Consider the following 18,654-nt stretch of genomic DNA (forward strand, 5'->3'; position numbering starts at 1 on the left):
AGACGACATGCCTGACAGCCTCATCGACCTGCGTTCGGACACCGTCACCCGACCCACGCCGGGCATGCGGGACGCGATGGCCACGGCCGAGGTCGGTGACGACGTCTACGGCGAGGATCCGACCGTCACGGCCCTGGAGGCCGAGGTCGCCGCGCTCTTCGGGCACGAGGCGGCGCTGTTCGCCCCGAGCGGGTCGATGGCCAACCAGATCGCCCTGCAACTGGTCGTGCCGCCCGCACACGAGCTGCTCTGCGACGCCGACGCGCACGTCGTGACGTACGAGATCGGCGCCGCCGCCGCGTACGGCGGGATCTCGTCGCGGACGTGGCCCGCGGTCGGCGCGGACATCGACCCCGACGTGGTGGCCGCCATGGTCCGGCCCGACGGCTACTTCGCCGTGCCGACCCGCGCGATCGCCGTCGAGCAGACCCACAACCGGGGCGGCGGTGGCGTGATCCCGCTGGCCACCCTCCGGGAGCTGCGCCGGGTCGCCGACGAGGCGCAGCTCGCGCTGCACTGCGACGGCGCCCGCATCTGGCACGCCCACGTCGCCGACGGGGTGCCGTTGGTCGAGTACGGCCGGCTGTTCGACACGATGTCGGTCTGCCTCTCCAAGGGCCTCGGCGCGCCCGTCGGGTCGCTGGTCGTCGGCAGCGCGGAGAAGATCGAGCGCGCGCGGTTCATCCGCAAGCGGATGGGCGGCGGGATGCGGCAGGTCGGGGTCCTGGCCGCCGCCGGCCGGTACGCGCTGGCCCACCACGTCGAGCGGCTCGCCGAGGACCACGCGAAGGCCGCCCGGCTCGCGGAGGCGGTCGCCCCGTTCGGGGTGCTGGCCACCCCGGCGCGCACCAACATCGTGCCGCTGGACCTCACCAAGTCCCCCCTCGACGCGCACGCGCTGGCCGCCGCCGCGCGGGACGAGGGGCTGCTGATCTCGGTGCTCGGCCCGCGGACGGCGCGGCTCGTCACCCACATGGACGTCGACGACGCCGCCGTCGACCGGGCCGTGGACATCCTCACCCGCGTCCTGCGCCGCTAACCCGCCCCGGCGCCCGCCACCCCGCCGCCGTCCGCCTGCCCCGGCGCCCGCCACCGTCCGCCTGCCGCCCCGTCGATCATGAGGTTATTGCCGCGACACGCCGGCGTGGGCGGCAATAACCTCATGATCACCCGCGAGGGCCTCACCCGGGAGAGCCGGAGGCGCGAGAGCCGGAGGGCCGGGAGCGGTCAGGGGCGCAGCCGCTTGAGGGTCGAGATGTCGGCGGCGTGGCCCACGCTCTTCTCCGACGGGGTCTCCACGACGACTGGCACACCCGCCGCGGCCGGGTGGGCCATGAGCTCCGCGAACGCGGGCTCGCCGATCGTGCCCTTGCCGATGCTCTCGTGCCGGTCGCGGGTCGAGCCGCACAGGTCCTTCGAGTCGTTGGCGTGCACCAGCTTCAACCGGTCCGCCCCGACCGTGGCGACCAGCGTGTCGAGGGTCGCGGTCATCCCGCCCTCGGCCGCCAGGTCGTGCCCGGCCGCCCAGGCATGGCAGGTGTCGAAGCAGACGCCGAGCCAGGGGTGCCGGTCGACCGCGTCCAGGTAGGGGCCGAGCTGCTCCACCCGGGAGGCGAGCGAACGGCCACCGCCCGCGCTCGGCTCGACCAGCAGCATCGGGCCGCCGGACGCGGCGGCCGAGTCCAGCAGCGGCAGCAGCGCCTCGCGGACCTGCCGCATGGCGGCCTCGGCGTGCCCGGCGTCCACCGCGCTGCCCGCGTGGAACACCACGCCCCGCGCGCCGATGGCCTCGCCCCGGCGCAGGGCGTGCGCCAGGGTCAGCGCCGACCGCTCGACCGTGGCCGGGGTCGGTGAGCCGAGGTTCACGAGCAGGGACGCGTGGATGAAGACCGGGACGTCCCGCTCGTCGCACCCGGCGCGGAACAGGGCGTCCTGCGCCGGGTCACCGGGCGGCAGCGCCCACCCGCGGGAGTTCGACACGTAGACCTGGACCACCTCGGCGCCGGTCGCGTCGAGGTAGGGCAGGGCCGCTCTGGCCAGCCCGCCGGAGGTCGGCGTGTGCGCGCCGACCGGACGGGACGCGGTCGCGGACATCAGAAGCATCCGATCGTCACCTGGGTGCCCGGGGGCACCTGCGAGTTCTCGCCCGGGTTCTGGAACCGGACGACGGCGTTCGGGTTGAACTGGACCGCCACCGGGAAGCCCTGGCTCTCCAGCAGTTGCTTGGCCTGCTGGCAGGGCAGGTCGACCACCCGGGGCACGACCACGAGCGGCGGGCCCTTGCTGATCTCCAGCTTGACCTCGGTGCCCTTCTCCACGCCGGTGCCGTCGGCCGGGCTCTGCCCGAGGATCTCGTCCTTCGGCTTGTCCGAGTCCTTGTAGTTCTCGACGGCGACCAGGCCCAGCTGGGACAGGATCGTCCGGGCTTCGTTGAGGTTCTTGCCGACGAGGTTGGGGACGCTGACCGGGGCCTTGCCCTTGCTGAGGATCACCGTGATCTTGGTGCCCGGCTTGACCTCGGTGCCCACCTTCGGGTTGGTGGCCACCACCACCCCGGCGGGCAGGTTGTCGTCGTAGCGGGCGTTGCCCTTGACCACCACGAGACTCGCGTTGGTCAGGTCCGCCTCGGCCAGCTCGAACTCCTTGCCGACCACGTCCGGCACCGGGAACTGCTCCGGGCCGAGGGAGAGGGTCAGGGTGATCGTGCCGCCCTTGACGATCCGGGCCGCCGAGGCCGGATCCTGGAGGAGGACGCTGTCCTTCGGCACCTTCTCGTCGTAGCGGGGCTCGGCGTACACCAGGGTGAGGCCGGCGCGGGCGGCCCGCGCCTCCGCGTCGGCCTTGCTCAGGCTGACCAGCTGCGGCGCGACCGTGTAGCGGCCCAGCGTGAAGTACCAGGCGCCGACCCCGGCGAGGAGGACGAGCGCCACCACGGCGGCGATCAACGGCAGCCGTCCCCGGCGCTCGCCCAGCAGCCGGTCGTACAGCTCGCCGAGCCGCGACCGCAGATCACCGCCACTCTCCGGCGCGGCCCGGCGGCGGCCGCTCCGCTGGGCGCCCTCGGGCAGCCGGGCCCACGCCGGCCGCTCCGCCGGCCGGACCGCCGCGACCACCATGGTCGGCTGCGCCACCGGCGGCTCGTCGGCGATCCGGCGCAGCACGGCCGTACGCGTGTTGGGGTTGCCCAGGTCGTCGCGGGCCACCTGCACCTCGGCGAGCAGGGCGCCGGCGTCGGTGGGCCGGGCGCCCGGGTCGCGCCGGGTGGCCCGGGCCACGAGATCGTCGAGGACCGGGGGCAGGCCGGGGACCAGCGTCGACGGGGCCGGCACGTCCCGGTCGACGTGCTGCCAGGCGATGTCGATGGGGCGACCGCCGTCGTAGGGCACCCGGCCGGTGAGCATCTCGAAGAGCACGATGCCGGCCGAGTAGACGTCGGTGCGGGCGTCGGCGTGGCCCTGCGTGACCAGTTCGGGGGCGACGTACGCCACCGTGGCCATGAGCTGGTTGCCGTTCTCCTCGTCGGCGCTGGCCTCGACGGCGCGGGCCAGCCCGAAGTCGGCCACCTTGACCACGCTGTCGACGAGGTTGGCCATGCCACCCGTCGGCGCCTCGGCGACCAGGACGTTCTCGGGCTTCACGTCGCGGTGCACGACGCCGGACCGGTGCGCGGCGGCGATCGCCGCGAGCATCTGCTCGAAGATCGCCAACGCCTCGTCGGGGTTGAGCCGGCGCCGCTCGGTGAGCACCTCGCGCAGCGTGCGGCCGCGGACGTACTCCATGACGAGGTACGGCAGGCCGGCGTGGGTGCCCTGGTCGTAGACCGCCACGACGTTCGGGTGCGTGAGCCGGGCGATGGTCTTCGCCTCTTCGGTGAACCGCGCCACGAACCCGGCGAGCCGCGTCTGGGCCTCGGAGGCCTGGGTCGGATGAATGATCTTGACCGCCACGGTGCGCTCGAGACGCTCGTCGGTGGCGGTGTACACGGTCGCCATGCCGCCACGAGCCACGCGACCGCGGATGCGGTAGCGCCCGTCGATCAGCGAGCCCAGCAACGTGTCGGCGACCTGTGTGTCCATCGGCAGGGAGTCTATGTGTCCAGGGGGTGAAGGTAGAACAGGATGCTACAGCCGGGGTCCGACCAGCCCGATCCGCCGCGCTCGACCAGCCCCTCCGACGTGCGTCCCGGCGTGCTCGACCAGCCCCTCCGACCTGCGGTCCGTCGCCCGTCGGACGTGCGTCCACCAGGCCGGACCACCGCCGCCGGATGCTGTCCGACCCCACCGGGTTCGGCTGACGACACGGTCGGCGGCGGGTGTCGGCGGGCGGCACGCGGGGGTGCCGTTGGTGCGCGCCGGCCGCCGCGTGGCAGGGTGGTCGGGTGACCGATTCCGTACCCGCCGACGGGGCCGCAGCCGCCCCCGAGCAGGCCGGCCCCGCCGACCCGGCCGGCTGGCTGACCCTGCCCGACGTCGCCGAGCGTCTCGACGTGTCGATCAGCAAGGTGCACCAGATGATCCGCGACCGGGAGCTGCTCGCCGTACGCCGTGACGGCGTCCGCCGGGTGCCGGCGGACCTGGTGGCCAACCGCCAGGTGCTCAAGCACCTGCCGGGCGTCCTCAACCTGCTGGCCGACGCCGGCTACGACGACGAGGCCGCGCTGCGCTGGCTGTACGAGCCGGACGACACCCTGCCCGGCACGCCGGCGGCCGCCCTCGGCGGCGACCAGGCCCGCGAGGTCAAGCGCCGCGCCCAGGCCCTCGGCTTCTGACCCACCCCGCGCCCGGCCCCCGCACCTGCCCCGTGCCTGCTGTTTCGGCGCGGTGATCATGAAGTTGTTTTCATCCGTACCGGCGTGTCGTGGCAACAACTTCATGATCGACGCTGCGGCGGCGGGTGGGCGGGGGTGGGGTCAGTCGGTGCGGCGGGTGGCGGCGATGGCCAGGTCGACCAGCGCCTGGCGGGCCTCGGTCTCGAGGTCGACGGTGGCCAGCGCGGCCAGCGCCGTGTCGGTCAGCCGGGTGATCCGCTCCTCGGTACGGGCCACGGCGCCGCTCGTCGTGATGAGCCCTCGCAGCCGGGTGACGCCCTCCTCGTCCAGCTCCGGGTCACCGAGCCCGACCAGGAGCTGCTCCCGGCCGGAGGCATCGAGCGTCTCCAGGGCGGCCGCCACCAGGTAGGTCCGCTTCCCTTCGCGCAGGTCGTCCCCGGCCGGCTTGCCGGTCTGCGCCGGGTCGCCGAAGACCCCCAGCACGTCGTCGCGGAGCTGGAACGCCTCGCCGAGCGGCAGCCCGTACGCCGAGTACGCGGCCAGGACGTCCGCGGGCGCGTCGGCCAGCGCGCCGCCGAGCAGCAGCGGCCGCTCGACCGTGTACTTCGCCGACTTGTAGCGGGCCACCTTGCCGGCCCGTTCCACGGAGGTGTCCCGGGTCACCTGGGCGAGGACGTCGAGGTACTGCCCGACGGTCACCTCGGTGCGCATCTCGTCGAAGACCGGGCGGGCCCGGGCCACCATGCGCGGGTCCAGCCCGGCGGAGTGCAGCAGCTCGTCGGACCAGACCAGGCAGAGGTCACCGAGCAGGATCGCCGCGGCGTCGCCGAACCCGTCCGGGTCACCGCCCCAGCCGGAGCGGCGGTGCCGGGCGGCGAACCGCCGGTGCACGGCGGGCTCGCCACGGCGGGTGTCCGAGCGGTCCATGAGGTCGTCGTGGATCAGGGCGCTGGCCTGCACCAGTTCCAGCGCGGCGAGAGCGGCCAGCACCTGGTCGCTGTCGACGCCGCCGGCGCCCCGGTAGCCCCAGTAGGCGAAGGCCGGCCGCAGACGCTTGCCGCCGCCCAGCACGAACGTCTCGATCACCTCCGCGAGCGGTGTCAACGCGTCGTCGACACCGGCCATCCAGGTGCGCTGGTTGGCGAGGAACTCGGTGAGGGCCTTGTCGATCCGCTGGCGGAGGCCGGCACGGTCGACGGGGGAGACGGGAGCAGCGTCGGTCACGGCCGAAACGCTAGCCGGTCCGGCGGCGCCTGTGGTACCCGCCGGTACGGGCTGAGGGCCGGCCCACTGCGCGGCCGGGGCGGACTTCGTGACCGGTGTCCGACCGCGCTCGCGCCGGGGGCGAGCGGCCGGGACGGGGGTCGGCGGGTCGTCGTGACCAGCGCCTCGCGCCCGGGGGAGGGCGGCCGGGGCAGGTACGGGCGCGCGGTCGTGAGCAGCGTCGCGTACCGCCGGACCGCCGGCACCCGTGAACGGCCGGCCAGCCGTCGGCGTACCTCGGTGAGCTGGGCCACGGCCCGCGGCGACCCGGCGCGGACCGCGTCGATCAACGCGACGCCGGCCGCCTCGCAGGCCCGTTCCACCTCGCCGAGTTCGAGGTACCCGCGGGCCAGCCAGCCGCCGTAGACCGCCGCGCGGCGGGGCCGTCCGGGCTCCCGCGCGGCGGCGGCCAGCAGGGCCTCGGCGGGCCGGGCCCGCCCCAGGGCGACGAGCGTGCGACCCGTCATGGCCGCGAGCTCCGCATCGTCGAGCCAGTAGAGCCAGGGCGGCTCGTGCCCCGGGTCGGACGCCGTGGCGGCCCGCTCGGCGGCGCGGAGCGCCCGGGCCGCGGTGTCCGGCCGCCCGTCGAGGGCGGCGGCGAGCGCCACCCGGTGCAGCAGCAGGGCGCGCAGGCCCGGGCTGGCCCACCGCCGGCTGCCCGCGTACGCCACGCGGGCCAGCGTCAGGGCGCCGCGCGGGTCCCCGGCGCCGGCGAGCAGGTGGCTGGCCGAGCCGAGCACGTGCCCGGCGAGGGCCGGATCGCCGGCCGCCGTGGCGGCGCGCACCCCGAGGCGGTACGCGTCCAGGGCGGCCGCCGGGTCGCCGGCGTCCGCGGCGAGCCAGCCGGCGAGCTGCGCGGACTCGGCGAGCAGCGGCAGCAGCCGCCGGCGTCCGGCCGGACCGGAACGGGGCAGCGCCCGCACCGCCCGGCGCAGCCGGTGCGCGCCGAGCGGGGCGAGGTCGGCCCCGCCGGCCAGATCGTCCAGCCGCCGCAGGCCGGCCAGGTCGAGGGCGTACGCCGGCGGCCCGGGTGGGTGGCGCGGACCGCCGGGCGCGGACGGCGGCGGACCGGGAGCGGACCCGGCGCCCAGCGGGCCGGGTCCGGCGTTCGGCGGGTCGGGCGCGGACCCGGCGCCCAGCGGGCCGGTGGGCCGGTCGGGTCCGGCGTTCGGCGGGTCGGGCGCGGACCCGGCCCCCAGCATGCCGGTGTGCCGGTCGGAGTGGGCGTTCAGCAGGTCGGTGGACCGGTCGGGCCCGCCGAGCAGCGGCTCGGTGAGCGGGTCGGCGAGCCAGCTCCGGGCCAGGGCGAGCAGCGCGGCGCGGGACCGGGCGCCCGCGCCCGGCGGGGACGGGGTGAGCCGGCGGGCGCGGGCCGCCGCGTCGGTGAGCAGTTCGACGGGCACGGCGAGGACCACGGCGAGCCAGCGCAGCCAGAAGTCGCCGGGCACCCGCACCTGCCGTTCCCACCGGGACACCTCGTGCCGACTCAGCGTCGGCACGCCGGCGGCGGCGCAGAGCTCGGCCGCGGTGCGCCGCTGGCTCCAGCCCCGGGCCAGCCGCAGGTGGATGAGCAGCGGCCCGAGCAGCGGCGGGCCGAAAGGCGAGGTCGGGGTCATCGGTCCCTCCGGAACGGGCGCGGCGCGGCGGGCGCCGGCCGCCCCTGCCGGACGACCGCGCCACCGCTCTGGTGGCGACCCCCGCGCGGCCCCCGGCGGGACCCGGCCACCGGCCGTCCCCGCCCGCGCTGCCCATTGGATATCCCACGGGTACGACGCTTTCCCGCCCGACGGAGGCCGCCGCCGTACGCCCCGGCCCCCCACCGACCCGGTCGTCGCCACCGGCTGGGAAGGTCATGGGTCCGGCGGGCGTCGCCCGCTAGAGTCGGGTCGTGGCGCTCGGTCTCCCCTCCGTCCTCCCGAACTCGCAGCCGGCGATCGGGGAGCTGATCCGTGAGCGGCAGCCGACCTTCTCGTTCGAATTCTTCCCGCCAAAGACACCCGAGGGCGAGCGCCTGCTCTGGCAGGCCATCCGGGAGCTGGAGTCGCTGCGGCCGTCGTTCGTGTCCATCACCTACGGCGCGGGCGGATCGACGCGGGACACGACCGTCGCGGTCACCGAACGCATCGCCACCGAGACCACCCTGCTGCCGATGGCCCACCTCACCGCGGTCAACCACTCGGTCGCCGAGCTGCGGCACGTGATCGGCCGGCTGGCCGGGGTCGGGGTGCGCAACGTGCTCGCCGTGCGCGGCGACCCGCCGGGCAACCCGGGCGGCGAGTGGATCCCGCACCCCGAGGGCGTGGTCTACGCCGAGGACCTGGTCCGGCTGGTCCGCGACGCGGGGGACTTCAGCGTGGGTGTGGCCGCCTTCCCCTACAAGCACCCCCGCTCGCCCGACGTGGCCAGCGACACCCGGTACTTCGTCCGCAAGTGCCGGGCCGGCGCCGAGTTCGCGATCACGCAGATGTTCTTCGACGCCGACGACTACCTGCGCCTGCGGGACAGGGTGGCCGCCGCCGGCTGCGACACCCCGATCCTCGCCGGCGTGATGCCGGTGACCCGGATGGCCACCATCGAGCGGTCGGTCCAGCTCTCCGGGGCGCCCTTCCCGCGCGCGCTGGCCGAGCGGTTCGAGAAGGTCGCCGACGACCCCGAGGCCGTACGACGGCTCGGCATCGAGCAGGCCAGCGAGATGTGCCGCCGGCTGCTCGACGAGGGCGTGCCGGGGATCCACTTCATCACCCTCAACCGCTCCACGGCCACCCGTGAGGTCTGGCAGAACCTCCGCGTGGACGCGCGGGCCTGAGCCCCGCGACACCTGAACGCGGCTGCGACGGTTGATCCGTGGTGGGCACACAGCTGAAGTGGGACGACTACGCCACGGCGTGGGCGCGGCTGCACGGGGGCTTCGATCCCCGCTCGGCCGCCCCCGCGGTGCGCGCCTGGCTGCGGTTCGCCTATCACGTCGGGTACGTCCTGGGCCGGCTCCGGGTCGGTCCCACCGCGGTCACCGTGGTGGGTGTGCTGCTGTGCGTGTGCGTGCCGGTGTTCTCGGTGCGCCCGGGCGACGGTCCCTTCCTCGGGGCGCTGTTCGTGCTGCTCGCCGGCGTGGCGGACAGCGTCGACGGCGCCGTGGCGGTTGTCACCGGCCGCACCACCCGGCTCGGCTACGTCTACGACTCGCTGGCCGACCGGTTCGGTGAGGCCGCCTGGGTGGTCGCGTTCTGGCTGGTCGGTGCGCCGGGCGCGCTCGCGGCGGCGGCCGGTGCGCTCTCCTGGCTGCACGAGTACGTGCGGGCGCGGGCGGTCTCCGCCGGCATGCGGGAGATCGGCGCCGTGACGGTCGGGGAGCGCCCGACGCGCGTCCTGGTGGCGCTGGGCGGGTTGCTGGTGGCCGGGCTCGCGGGGCTGATCGACCCGGATCTCGCGGCCGGCACCATCACCATGGCGACCGCGGTCTGGGTGCTGCTCGCCGGCTTCGGGCTGGGCCAACTCCTGGCCGCCGTGCGCCGCGCCCTCCTCGAAGCGCCCTGACCCCCGCGATCTTGCACTTCGTGCCCCGGCATAACCCCTCAAAAGCCACGATCCGCGGGCCGAAACTGCAAGATCGCGGGGAACAGGGGGCAGGGGCGGGGGAGGGGTTACGCGACGCCGATCTCGTTGGCGACGATCTCGGCGGAGAGGGTCACCATCGGCAGGCCGCCACCCGGGTGACCGGACCCGCCGACCAGCCACAGCCCGTGCACCGGGCCCCGGTTCGCCGGGCGGAGCAGGCCGCCGGCCGTGCCGTGGATGGCCCCGCCCGGCGCGCCGGTCGCCGTGTCCAGGTCGGCCGGGGTGCGGATCTCGCGGAACAGCAGCCGGTCGCGCACGTCGACGCCGCGCGCCGCGAGCACGTCCAGGATCCGGTCGGCGTACGCCTCGGCGAGCCCCGGCCGGCGCCAGTCGACGGCACCCGCGGAGGTGCCGTGGCGGGCCGCGTTGACCAGCACGAACCACGCCTCGTGCCCGTCGGGCCGCACCAGCGGGTCGTCGGCGACCGTGACGAACACCGCCGGGTCGGGCGCCGGACGGGCGCGTACGCCCCGGCCCGGATCGCCGAAGACGGCGTCGAACTCGGCGTCGTAGTCGGCGGGGAAGAAGACGGTGTGGTGGGGCAGCCCGGACGAGCCGGTCACCCCGAGCAGCAGCACGAACCCGGCGAGGCTGCGGTCGGTGAGCCCGGCCAGCCGGCGCGGGCTGGGCAGCAGGTCCCGGTAGAGGGTGAGCGCGTCGCAGTTGGCCACCACCACGTCGGCGGGGACCGGCGCGGCGACGCCGTCGAGGCGTACGCCGTGGACCCGGCCGCCCGCCGCGTCGATCCGGGTGACCGCGGCGCCGGTCTGCACGACCACGCCGAGGTCCAGGCAGCGCGACAGCAGGGCGTCGGCGAGCGTGCCCAGCCCGCCCCGCAGGTACCAGCCGCCGAACGCCAGCTCGGCGTACGGGACGGCGACCAGCGCGGCCGGGGCGCGGCGCGGGTCGGCGCCGGTGTAGGTGGCGTACCGGTCGAGCAGCATCCGCAGCCGCGGGTCGGCGAGGTGCTGGCGGCCCAGCCCCCGGAGGGTGCGCCCCGGCGCGATGGCGGCCAGGTCGCCGAGGCGCCAGGCCAGCGTCGCGAGGTCCCGGGGCGAGCCGACCGGCCGGCGCAGGACGTCCCGGTGGGAGGCCGCCCACACGCGGGCGGCCCGGCGCCAGAGCCGCTGCCAGTCGGTCGCCGCCCGGTCGCCGAGGGCCGCCCCGATCCGGGCGGCGAACCCGGCCGGGTCGGCGCAGGAGTCCAGCGTCGTCCCGTCGGGGAAGACGTGCCGGACGATCGGGTCCAGCGGGACGAGGTCCAGGTACTCGTCGAGCTTCGCCCCGGTCGCCTCGAACAGGTCGGTGAAGACGTCCGGCAGGGTGAGCAGGCTCGGGCCCGTGTCGAAGTGGAACGGGCCGGCCGGGGTGTCGTGCACGTGGCGGCCCAGCTTGCCGCCGACCGTGTCGGCCCGTTCGAAGACGGTCACCTCGTGCCCCGTGGCGGCCAGCCGGGCGGCCGTGGCCAGCCCGCCCACCCCGGCGCCGACGACCACGACCCGCGCCATCCGCGCCTCCTAGCTAGCTGACCGGGCGGCCCCGCCAGGACAGCCGCCGCCGCTTCCGCAGATGGTACGACCGCAGGGTCAGCCAACCGAGGACCACGACCGACACGGGGTGTGTCAGCGCGTCGGGCCACCACCGGCCGCCGGTGGCGCGCGCGGTGACGACCCGTCCGGCCGCGCCGAGCAGGTACGCGACCACTGCCACCAGCGCCGCGGGGACCGCCCCGGCGGCGAGCGCGGCCACCGCCAGCAGCGGCGGCGCCGTGTAGAGCAGGAGCAGTAGGGTCAGCACGGCGGCCGCGGCGGCCGGGTTCCCGAAGGTGGCCCAGAGCGACTTCGTGTAGCCGTCGCGCAGCTGCGGCCAGTCCGCGTACATCCGGCAGGTCGCCAACCGCGAGCCGTCCACGAGCGAGATCCGGCCGCCGGCCCGCTTGACCGCCCGGGCCAGCTCGATGTCCTCCAGGACCCGGTCGGCGACCGAGGCGTGCCCGCCCGCCCGCAGGTAGCCGGCCCGGTCCACGACGAGGAACTGCCCGCCGGCCGCGGCCAGCGACGGCCGGCGGGAGCGCTCCATCGCCCGCAGGGGCAGGAAGGTCAGCCACAACCACTGCAGCAGCGGCTGGACCAGCCGGTCGGCCACCGTCGCGGCCACGATCCGGGGGTACGGCGACAGCAGCGTCACGCCCGCCGCGCGCAGCTCGGCCACCGCCGCGGCCACGGCGTCCGGGGCGAGCACCACGTCGGCGTCGACGAAGACCAGCGCCGTGGCCGCAGGGTCGGCGCGGGTGGCCAGCTGCCAGCAGGCGTACGGCTTGCCCAGCCAGCCCGGCGGCGGTGGCGCACCGGTGAGCAGGGTGACCCGGGGGTCGTCGCCGGCGATCTCGCGCACCACCTCGGCGGTGCCGTCGGTGGAGCCGTCGTCGAGCACCACGATCCGCAGCCCCGGCACGCCCCGCTGGCCGAGCAGCGCCCGCAGGCAGGGGCCCACCCGCGTGGCCTCGTCGCGCAGCGGGAGCAGCACGGCCACCGGCTCGGTGACGTCGGCGCGCGGTACGGCCGGGCGGCGCAGCCAGCGGGTCGCGTTGACGAGGGTGTGGCCGGTCAGCACGGCCACGGCGACGGCGAGCACGGCCAGGGCGGTCATGCGACCGCGTCGATCTCGCGGGAACGCGGCCGCGGCCGGCCGTCGGGGCGTCGCGGGGCGCGCAGCAGCGTCACCGCCAGCGGCACGGCCGTCAGCCCCATGCCGGCCGCGCCCCAGAGCGCCGAGGCGGGCAGGTCCAGGAAGACCGCGTGGGCCAGCACGCTGGAGGCGTACGTCCACAGGTAGAGCGCGACCATCGGCGCGTCGGCGCCGGCGGTGGCCGCCGCCGGCCCGGCCAGCGGACGCAGCGCGACCATCAGCAGCACCGCGAAGAGCAGCCACCCCAGGTAGTTGCTGACCGGCACGCCGGGCAGGCCGGGCAGGGCCGGCGTGGCGTCGCGCCAGCGCCAGTAGCCCTCGGCCACCATCTGCGGGTCGAGGAACAGGTCCCAGGTGGCCAGCCCCACCGTGGCCAGCGCGACCCGGCGGACCGCGAGCCGGCCGGTGCCCCGGTCCGGCGGACCGGCGGCGGCCGTCGCGCGGTCGGTGGGCGCGCCGCGCGGCGTGGTCAGCCGCACCGCCGCCAGCCACGCCGGCCAGGCCATCCAGGTCCAGGCCAGCGGGATGACCAGCGGTACGCCGGCCAGCCGCGGCCCCAGCTCACCGGAGTAGTCGTAGCTGCCGAACGGCACCCCGGTGGCCACCCCGACGGCCTCGACGGCGAACCCGCCGCCGGTGGCCACCGCGACCAGCGCCGCCGCCGTCCGCGGTCCCCGGCTGAGCAGGGCGTGGCCGACCGAGAGCAGGTAGCCGAGGACGACGGTGGCCACGGTCAGCCGGGCCCGCGCCGTCCCGGCGGTCAGCGGGTAGCAGATCTGGGCGAGCACCAGGACGGCCAGCAGCGCCCAGGGCAGCCGCCGCCGGATCATGTCGCGGGTGGCTCGAGCGGCAGGTCCCGGCCCAGCACACCGAACGGCCGCTCGTCGCCGGGGAAGTGGAAGTCACGCAGGATGTCCACGAAGCCGAACCGGCGGTAGAGCCGCCACGCGCGGGACGTCCGCTCGTCGGCCTCCGGGGTGGACAGCAGGGTCGTGGTCCCCTCCGCCATGGTGAGCAGCGCGCGCAGCTGCCCGGCGCCCAGGCCGTGCCCCTGCGCGGCCGGCCGGACGTGCAGCTCGACCACCTCGAAGCAGTCGGTGAGCCAGCGCTGCCGGGCCGCCGGGTCCAGTGCCCGCAGCACCTGGTCGTGCCACCACTGCCCGGGCGCGCCGAGGTAGCCGTAGCCGAACCCGGCGAGGTGCCCCTCGGTGGTCAGGCTGGCCACGGCACGGAAGCCGGGCCGGCGTACGTGGGTGGCGATGTAGCCGCGCCGGGCCTCCAGCAGGTCGGTGCGGTAGCCCATCGCCTCGCCGTAGACGGCCACCACGTCGTCCAGCCGTCGGACGAGATCGTCCGGGGTCCACCGCACCAACCTCATGCCCACCCACCTCTCGTGTCCACGTCGTCGGTCGCGGCCCAGCCCAGGACCGTGCGGTCACCGATCACGTCGCGTACCTCGAACCGCGCGAACAGCTCCTCCGCGTACCACCCCTCGGTGGGGGTGCGCGTGATCGCCGCACGGTGCTCCGGGTGACGGTACGCGAACGCCACCAGGTCCGCCGGGCGGCGCCACACGCTGACCGTGCCCTGCCAGCCCAGCGGGGCCTCACCGATGCCGAACCGGGCCAGCAGCCCGGGCGCGGTGCGCAGGGCGGCGGCCACCGGCGGCACCGCCCGCCAGAAGGTGACCGCCCGCCGCGCCCGCAGCCGGGCGCGGGTCAGCGCGAGCACCGGACCGTCGACGTCGCCGCCGGACGGCTCGCCGAACGGGCGGCGGCGGGACCACTCGCCCCGGCTGGTCAGCGGGCGCAGGTCGACCCGGACGGCGGCGCGGGCGATCCGGGCCCAGGCCCGGCCGACCGGGCTGCGGTCGAAGCCGGCCGCCGCGGCGGGGGAGTCCCAGACGGCCAGCGCCGCCCACCGCGTCGGGTCGACGCTGCCCGGCCCGAAGTCGGTGCCCGACCCGGTGCCGAGCAGCTTGCCGAACCGTACGCCCGGGGTGGCGCGCAGCCGGCGCGGATCGCGCGCCATCCGGGTCAACGCCCGCGGCAGCGCGGCCGGGGCGGTGCGCCACACGTGCAGCGTGACCAGGTCGGGAACGTCCGCGCTGTGCCCGACGGTTCGCTCGCTGCGCTCACTCACGCCGTCGCCTCCCTCCGGTCGGCGTCGTCGTGAGGCTCGTGCGCGCTGTGCCCGACGGTTCGCTCGCTGTGCTCGCTCACGCCACCTCGGTCGGGGTGCCGCCGGTGACCCGGAGCAACTCGGTGTACGTGGTCGGGAAGACCGCCCGGGGCACGCCGCCGGCCGCCCAGATCTCCGGGTACGCGGCGAGCGCCGTGTCCACGAGGGTGCGCAGCGGCTTGGGGTGGCCCACCGGGGCGACGCCGCCGATCACCTGACCGGTGTGCTGCTTGACGAACTCCGGGGTGGCCCGGCGCAGTCGGGTGACCCCGATCGACGCGGCCAGGCCGGCGGTGTCCACCCGGTGCGCGCCGGAGGTGAGCACGAGCAGCGGCTCGCCGTCGGCCTCGAAGACGAGCGAGTTGGCGATCTGACCGACCTCGACGCCGAGGGCCTCGGCCGCGGCGGCCGCGGTGTGCACCGCGTCGGGCAGCAGGCGGACGGCGCTGGGGGTCCCGGAGGCGTCCCGGGCGTCGGCGCCGGCCAACGCGTCCTGCACCGCCTGAACGTTCGGGTGTGGCTGCATGGGGTCATTCTTCCCGGTGGCTTCCGCGCCGGTCCGCCCGGCCACGCCGTGTCCCGGCCACCGTGTCCCGCCGCGGGCCGCCCGCGTCGGCAGGTGCCGGCGCGCCACACGTTGCATTTTCGTCGGAGGGAAGGTGTACTGTCAGCAGTAGTTAGAACGAGTGTTCGATTGCCTCGAACGTTCGTTCCAACCTTCCCGGAAGCGGTGTTTCGCGGCGCTGCTCCGGGCGGTGCGGCACCGCGGGCCGCACCTGGGTTCCGGGCAGTCGCGAGCCCGGTCCCGTCAGGCAGGAGCGTCGCCCGCCGCCCACGACCCCCGGGCGGCGGGCGACGAACCCGCCGGTGCGCCGGCCGGGTGTGGTGTGGGGAAGCGTCCACACCCGGCCGGCCCCACAACCGGTGCGTCTTCCTCCGCACCACACGACCCGGAGTCCGCCGGCGGCACGTCCCGCCGGCCGCCGCCTCGGCCAGTGGAGGAGACAGTCCGATGCCGACCAACCCGGCTCAGCCACCGACGGTGCCGGCGCACGTGCTGCCGCACCGCACCCCCGCCCAGCTTCTCGCGGTGGCCCGGCAGGGTCTGGCCGAGGCCGGCCAGACCCGTCCAGACGGCCTCCGCTACGCGGCCGCCCACCTGGCCGCGCTGCGCGCGGCCGCGGCCCTGCTCGCCGCCCGCGCCCGACCCGCGCCCACCCGCCGCAACCGGATCACCAGCGTCTGGGTCCTGCTCTCGACCGTCGCCCCCGAGCTCGACGAGTGGGCCCGCTACTTCGCGGCCGGGGCCGGCAAGCGGGCCGCCGCCGAGGCCGGCATACCCCGGGTGGTCAGCGCCCGGGAGGCCGACGACCTGCTCCGCGCGGCCGGGGAGTTCGTCTCGGTGGTGGAGACCGCGCTCGGCGTGGCCCGCCAGCCGTCCCTCGACGGCCTCGCCGCCTGACCCACCGACCACCGCGCCCGCCGGCCCGCGCCGGCAGGGAGCATTCGCCCGCCGGTGCGGGCCGGAGCCGGATGCCTTGGCGCGTCCGGCCGGGCGTGGTGGCCGACCGTCCGGCGGGGGGAGCCGGGCGGCCGGGCACCGGCCGTCGACCACGAGGCCGCGGAAGGGAGGGGAGGCGACCCGCCGCTCATCCCGGACGTGACCCGAGCCGGCAGCCGGCAGCCGGCAGCCGGCGACCGGCAGCCGGCAGCAACACCTGATCCAGCAGCAACGACGGGGGGTTGGTCCGATGGCGGGCCGCATGGTGGTCGGTTCCGCCGCACTGGCCGGTCTGGTCCGTCCGGCGAGCGCGCCGGACCCGGCGGGCGGCCACCGCGTGCTACCGGTGGCCCCCGAGCTGACCGGGCTGCTGCCCAACCGGGGCCTGCGTCGTGGCAGCACGATCGCCGTCGCCACCGGCCAGCCGCGGCGCAGCGGCGGCACCTCGCTGGTGCTGGCGCTGCTCGCCGAGGCGTCCCGGGCCGGCTCGTGGTGCGCCGTGGTGGGGGTGCCCACGTTCGGGGCGGGCGCCGCCGCCGAGCTGGGAATCGCCCTGGACCGGCTCGCCCTGGTGCCGCACCCCGGGCCCGAGTGGGCCACCGTCATCGCCGCGCTGATCGACGGCGTGGACGTGGTGGTCACCGCGGTGCCCGCCACGGTCTCCGCCTCGGTGGCCAACCGGCTCGCCGCCCGGGCCCGCCAGCGCGGCAGCGTGCTCGTCCCGTACGGCCGGTGGGAGGGCGCGGACGTGACGCTGCAGGTGGTCCGCGGGGTGTGGGAGGGCCTCGGGCCGGGCCGGGGCCGGCTGCGCCGCCGGGAGGTCACCGTCTCGGCGCGGGGGCGCGGGGCGGCCGCCCGCCCCAAGGAGATCAAGGTCTGGTTGCCCGACGACGAGTTGACCCGGGTGATCCCCCGCACCGTGGCACCGGGCGCCGGCCGTCCCACCGCGGGTCGGCTCCACCCGGTGGCCTCGCCCGGCCGCACCGTCGCCGGGGTCTCCCGCCGTGGCGCGCTCACCCTGGTCGGTCGGGCATGACGGCACCGGTACGCACCCTGCTGCTCTGGTGCCCGGACTGGCCGGTCATCGCCGCCGAGATCGTCGACGGGGTGCCCGCCACCGGCCCGGTCGCCGTCCTGCACGCCAACCGCGTGGTGGCCTGCTCCGAGCGGGCCCGCGCCGAGGGGGTGCGGCGGGGCCTGCGCAAACGGGAGGCGCAGGGGCGCTGCCCCCAGCTGACCGTCGTCGAGTACGACCCGGGGCGCGACGCCCGGGCGTTCGAGCCGGTGGTCGCCGCCGTGGAGGACCTGGTCGCCGGCGTGGAGGTGGTCCGCCCCGGCGCCTGCGCGCTGGCCGCCCGGGGTCCGAGCCGCTACCTCGGCGGGGAGGAGGCGGCCGCCGAGCGGATCATCGAACACGTCGCCCAGACCTGCGCGGTGGAGAGCCAGGTCGGCATCGCCGACGGGGTCTTCGCCGCCGGGCTGGCCGCCCGCGCCGGCCGGATCGTCCCGCCGGGCGGGACCCCGGCGTTCCTCGCCGGGCTGCCGGTCGAGGCGCTGGGCCGCCCGGCCCTGGCCGACCTGCTGCGCCGGCTCGGCGTACGCACCCTCGGTGACTTCGCGGCGCTGCCCGCCGGCGACGTGCTGGCCCGGTTCGGGTTCGACGGCGCGCTGGCCCACCGGCTGGCCGCCGGGCGGGACCACCGCCCGCTCGCCGTCCGCCAGCCTCCGGCCGACCTGACGGTGACCGCCGAGTACGACGAGCCGGTCGACCGGGTCGACGCGGCGGCGTTCGCCGCCCGGGCGCTGGCCGAGCAGCTGCACGACCGGCTCGCGGGGCACGGGCTGGCCTGCACCCGGCTCGGCATCGAGGCGGTCACCGCGCACGGCCAGGAGCTGCACCGGGTGTGGCGGCACGACGGCCTGCTCACCGCGGCGGCCATCGCCGACCGGGTCCGCTGGCAGCTCGACGGCTGGCTGACCGGGAGCAGCGGGCGTGGTGGGGTGGGCCGGTCCCGCCCCACCGCGGGGATCATCCGGCTGCGGCTCATCCCCGACGGGGTGATCGCCCAGGCCGGCCTGCAACCGGGCCTGTGGGGGGAGACCGGCGAGGAACGGGAGCGGGCCCACCGGGCGTTGAGCCGGGTGCAGGGCATCCTCGGCCCGGAGGCGGTGCTCACCGCGGTGCTCGGCGGCGGGCGCTCGCCGGCCGACGAGGTGCGCCTGGTGCCGTGGGGGGACGAGCGGCTGCCGGCCCGCCCCGGCGAGCCGCCACGCCCCGGCGAGCCGGCGCGGCCGGGGGAGCCGCCGTGGCCCGGCCGGCTGCCGCCACCCGCGCCGGCCGTGGTGCTGCCCACCCCGCTCGCCGCGACCGTGCACGACGCCGCCGGCGAACCCGTGGTGGTCAGCGCGCGGTTGCGGCTGAGCGCCGCCCCCGTCCGGTTGACGGTCGGCGCCGCCCAACCGATGGAGATCACCGGGTGGGCCGGCCCGTGGCCGGTCGACGAACGCTGGTGGGCGCCGGCGGAGGCCCGCCGTCGTGCCCGGTTCCAGGTCGGCCTCGCCGACGGCAGCGCCCTGCTGCTCGCCGTGGAGGCCGGGCAGTGGCTGGTGGAGGCGATCTATGACTGAGTGGGCGGCA

General features: G+C 76.7%; 17 protein-coding genes. 7 read left to right on the forward strand and 10 right to left on the reverse strand.

The genetic code is table 11. The annotated features are described in order from the left end of the window. Window positions 1–7: 7 nt before the first annotated feature. Window positions 8–1,039 carry a threonine aldolase family protein gene (locus D7I43_RS05100; RefSeq protein ID WP_120327212.1) on the forward strand — a complete coding sequence of 344 codons (1,032 nt, stop codon included), beginning with the start codon at window positions 8–10 and terminating at the stop codon, window positions 1,037–1,039. A 188-nt stretch (window positions 1,040–1,227) separates the two neighbouring features. Here the strand turns inward: D7I43_RS05100 and D7I43_RS05105 are convergent, their stop codons facing one another. Together D7I43_RS05105 and pknB are read right to left on the reverse strand one after the other, a co-directional pair. Further along, the gene (locus tag D7I43_RS05105; protein ID WP_120327213.1) at window positions 1,228–2,094 is read right to left on the reverse strand and encodes a deoxyribonuclease IV; all 867 of its coding nucleotides are present in this window, start codon (window positions 2,092–2,094) and stop codon (window positions 1,228–1,230) included. Continuing rightward, window positions 2,094–4,076 carry a Stk1 family PASTA domain-containing Ser/Thr kinase gene (gene pknB, locus D7I43_RS05110; protein WP_120327214.1) on the reverse strand — a complete coding sequence of 661 codons (1,983 nt, stop codon included), beginning with the start codon at window positions 4,074–4,076 and terminating at the stop codon, window positions 2,094–2,096. The genes D7I43_RS05105 and pknB overlap by 1 nt, the downstream gene beginning before the upstream one ends. Before the next feature lie 302 nt (window positions 4,077–4,378). Here pknB and D7I43_RS05115 point away from each other — a divergent pair, with 302 nt between their 5' ends. Continuing rightward, window positions 4,379–4,768: an Rv2175c family DNA-binding protein gene (locus tag D7I43_RS05115; RefSeq protein ID WP_120327215.1), complete on the forward strand. Its 390-nt coding sequence runs from the start codon at window positions 4,379–4,381 to the stop codon at window positions 4,766–4,768. A 141-nt stretch (window positions 4,769–4,909) separates the two neighbouring features. Here the strand turns inward: D7I43_RS05115 and D7I43_RS05120 are convergent, their stop codons facing one another. Then, complete coding sequence (locus tag D7I43_RS05120) at window positions 4,910–5,992, reverse strand: polyprenyl synthetase family protein (RefSeq protein WP_120327216.1); 1,083 nt, start codon at window positions 5,990–5,992, stop codon at window positions 4,910–4,912. Further along, window positions 5,989–7,647: an NsdA family TPR-like regulatory protein gene (locus D7I43_RS05125; RefSeq protein WP_192902070.1), complete on the reverse strand. Its 1,659-nt coding sequence runs from the start codon at window positions 7,645–7,647 to the stop codon at window positions 5,989–5,991. Before D7I43_RS05125 ends, D7I43_RS05120 begins: the two co-directional genes overlap by 4 nt. Window positions 7,648–7,919: 272 nt before the next feature. On the opposite strand from D7I43_RS05125, the gene metF reads away from it, so the two are divergent. After that, window positions 7,920–8,837 (forward strand): methylenetetrahydrofolate reductase [NAD(P)H], encoded by a 918-nt coding sequence (gene metF / locus D7I43_RS05130; protein WP_120327217.1) that lies wholly within the window; start codon window positions 7,920–7,922, stop codon window positions 8,835–8,837. A gap of 38 nt (window positions 8,838–8,875) precedes the next feature. Further along, window positions 8,876–9,565: a CDP-alcohol phosphatidyltransferase family protein gene (locus D7I43_RS05135; RefSeq protein WP_120327218.1), complete on the forward strand. Its 690-nt coding sequence runs from the start codon at window positions 8,876–8,878 to the stop codon at window positions 9,563–9,565. Window positions 9,566–9,672: 107 nt separating this feature from the next. On the opposite strand, the gene D7I43_RS05140 is transcribed toward D7I43_RS05135, so the two are convergent. The 6 genes from D7I43_RS05140 to D7I43_RS05165 form a co-directional block, all read right to left on the reverse strand. Next, on the reverse strand, window positions 9,673–11,154 hold the full coding sequence (locus D7I43_RS05140) for a phytoene desaturase family protein (RefSeq protein WP_120327219.1): 1,482 nt from the start codon (window positions 11,152–11,154) through the stop codon (window positions 9,673–9,675). Between the two features lie 13 nt (window positions 11,155–11,167). Continuing rightward, the gene (locus tag D7I43_RS05145; protein WP_120327220.1) at window positions 11,168–12,295 is read right to left on the reverse strand and encodes a glycosyltransferase family 2 protein; all 1,128 of its coding nucleotides are present in this window, start codon (window positions 12,293–12,295) and stop codon (window positions 11,168–11,170) included. Next, window positions 12,292–13,164 carry a carotenoid biosynthesis protein gene (locus D7I43_RS05150; protein WP_120327221.1) on the reverse strand — a complete coding sequence of 291 codons (873 nt, stop codon included), beginning with the start codon at window positions 13,162–13,164 and terminating at the stop codon, window positions 12,292–12,294. Before D7I43_RS05150 ends, D7I43_RS05145 begins: the two co-directional genes overlap by 4 nt. Next, window positions 13,161–13,712 (reverse strand): GNAT family N-acetyltransferase, encoded by a 552-nt coding sequence (locus D7I43_RS05155; protein ID WP_120327417.1) that lies wholly within the window; start codon window positions 13,710–13,712, stop codon window positions 13,161–13,163. The genes D7I43_RS05150 and D7I43_RS05155 overlap by 4 nt, the downstream gene beginning before the upstream one ends. Beyond that, window positions 13,709–14,476: a monooxygenase gene (locus tag D7I43_RS05160; RefSeq protein ID WP_120327222.1), complete on the reverse strand. Its 768-nt coding sequence runs from the start codon at window positions 14,474–14,476 to the stop codon at window positions 13,709–13,711. The genes D7I43_RS05155 and D7I43_RS05160 overlap by 4 nt, the downstream gene beginning before the upstream one ends. Before the next feature lie 76 nt (window positions 14,477–14,552). Beyond that, window positions 14,553–15,041 (reverse strand): YbaK/EbsC family protein, encoded by a 489-nt coding sequence (locus D7I43_RS05165; RefSeq protein WP_120327418.1) that lies wholly within the window; start codon window positions 15,039–15,041, stop codon window positions 14,553–14,555. A gap of 486 nt (window positions 15,042–15,527) precedes the next feature. Between D7I43_RS05165 and D7I43_RS05170 the strand changes: the two genes are divergently transcribed. The 3 genes from D7I43_RS05170 to D7I43_RS05180 all read left to right on the forward strand — a co-directional run bounded on the left by D7I43_RS05170 (window position 15,528) and on the right by D7I43_RS05180 (window position 18,644). Continuing rightward, window positions 15,528–15,977, forward strand: coding sequence for an SAV_6107 family HEPN domain-containing protein (locus tag D7I43_RS05170; protein ID WP_120327223.1), 450 nt, complete (start codon window positions 15,528–15,530; stop codon window positions 15,975–15,977). Between the two features lie 289 nt (window positions 15,978–16,266). Then, complete coding sequence (locus tag D7I43_RS05175; RefSeq protein WP_120327224.1) at window positions 16,267–17,052, forward strand: hypothetical protein; 786 nt, start codon at window positions 16,267–16,269, stop codon at window positions 17,050–17,052. Next, window positions 17,049–18,644: a DNA polymerase Y family protein gene (locus D7I43_RS05180; protein WP_120327225.1), complete on the forward strand. Its 1,596-nt coding sequence runs from the start codon at window positions 17,049–17,051 to the stop codon at window positions 18,642–18,644. The genes D7I43_RS05175 and D7I43_RS05180 overlap by 4 nt, the downstream gene beginning before the upstream one ends. The last annotated feature ends 10 nt before the right edge of the window (window positions 18,645–18,654 follow it).

This window comes from Micromonospora globbae (assembly GCF_003610785.1).
In the GTDB taxonomy this organism is placed as follows: domain Bacteria; phylum Actinomycetota; class Actinomycetes; order Mycobacteriales; family Micromonosporaceae; genus Micromonospora; species Micromonospora globbae.

What these genes read in the sequence shown, in the direction of transcription:
- D7I43_RS05140 (WP_120327219.1), bottom strand. Translation starts at nt 11,154, where the DNA reads ATGGCGCGGGTCGTGGTCGTCGGCGCCGGGGTGGGCGGGCTGGCCACG.
- D7I43_RS05170 (WP_120327223.1), top strand. Translation starts at nt 15,528, where the DNA reads ATGCCGACCAACCCGGCTCAGCCACCGACGGTGCCGGCGCACGTGCTG.
- D7I43_RS05100 (WP_120327212.1), top strand. Translation starts at nt 8, where the DNA reads ATGCCTGACAGCCTCATCGACCTGCGTTCGGACACCGTCACCCGACCC.
- pknB (WP_120327214.1), bottom strand. Translation starts at nt 4,076, where the DNA reads ATGGACACACAGGTCGCCGACACGTTGCTGGGCTCGCTGATCGACGGG.
- D7I43_RS05150 (WP_120327221.1), bottom strand. Translation starts at nt 13,164, where the DNA reads ATGATCCGGCGGCGGCTGCCCTGGGCGCTGCTGGCCGTCCTGGTGCTC.
- D7I43_RS05145 (WP_120327220.1), bottom strand. Translation starts at nt 12,295, where the DNA reads ATGACCGCCCTGGCCGTGCTCGCCGTCGCCGTGGCCGTGCTGACCGGC.
- D7I43_RS05180 (WP_120327225.1), top strand. Translation starts at nt 17,049, where the DNA reads ATGACGGCACCGGTACGCACCCTGCTGCTCTGGTGCCCGGACTGGCCG.
- D7I43_RS05155 (WP_120327417.1), bottom strand. Translation starts at nt 13,712, where the DNA reads ATGAGGTTGGTGCGGTGGACCCCGGACGATCTCGTCCGACGGCTGGAC.
- D7I43_RS05125 (WP_192902070.1), bottom strand. Translation starts at nt 7,647, where the DNA reads ATGACCCCGACCTCGCCTTTCGGCCCGCCGCTGCTCGGGCCGCTGCTC.
- D7I43_RS05165 (WP_120327418.1), bottom strand. Translation starts at nt 15,041, where the DNA reads ATGCAGCCACACCCGAACGTTCAGGCGGTGCAGGACGCGTTGGCCGGC.
- D7I43_RS05175 (WP_120327224.1), top strand. Translation starts at nt 16,267, where the DNA reads ATGGCGGGCCGCATGGTGGTCGGTTCCGCCGCACTGGCCGGTCTGGTC.
- D7I43_RS05105 (WP_120327213.1), bottom strand. Translation starts at nt 2,094, where the DNA reads ATGTCCGCGACCGCGTCCCGTCCGGTCGGCGCGCACACGCCGACCTCC.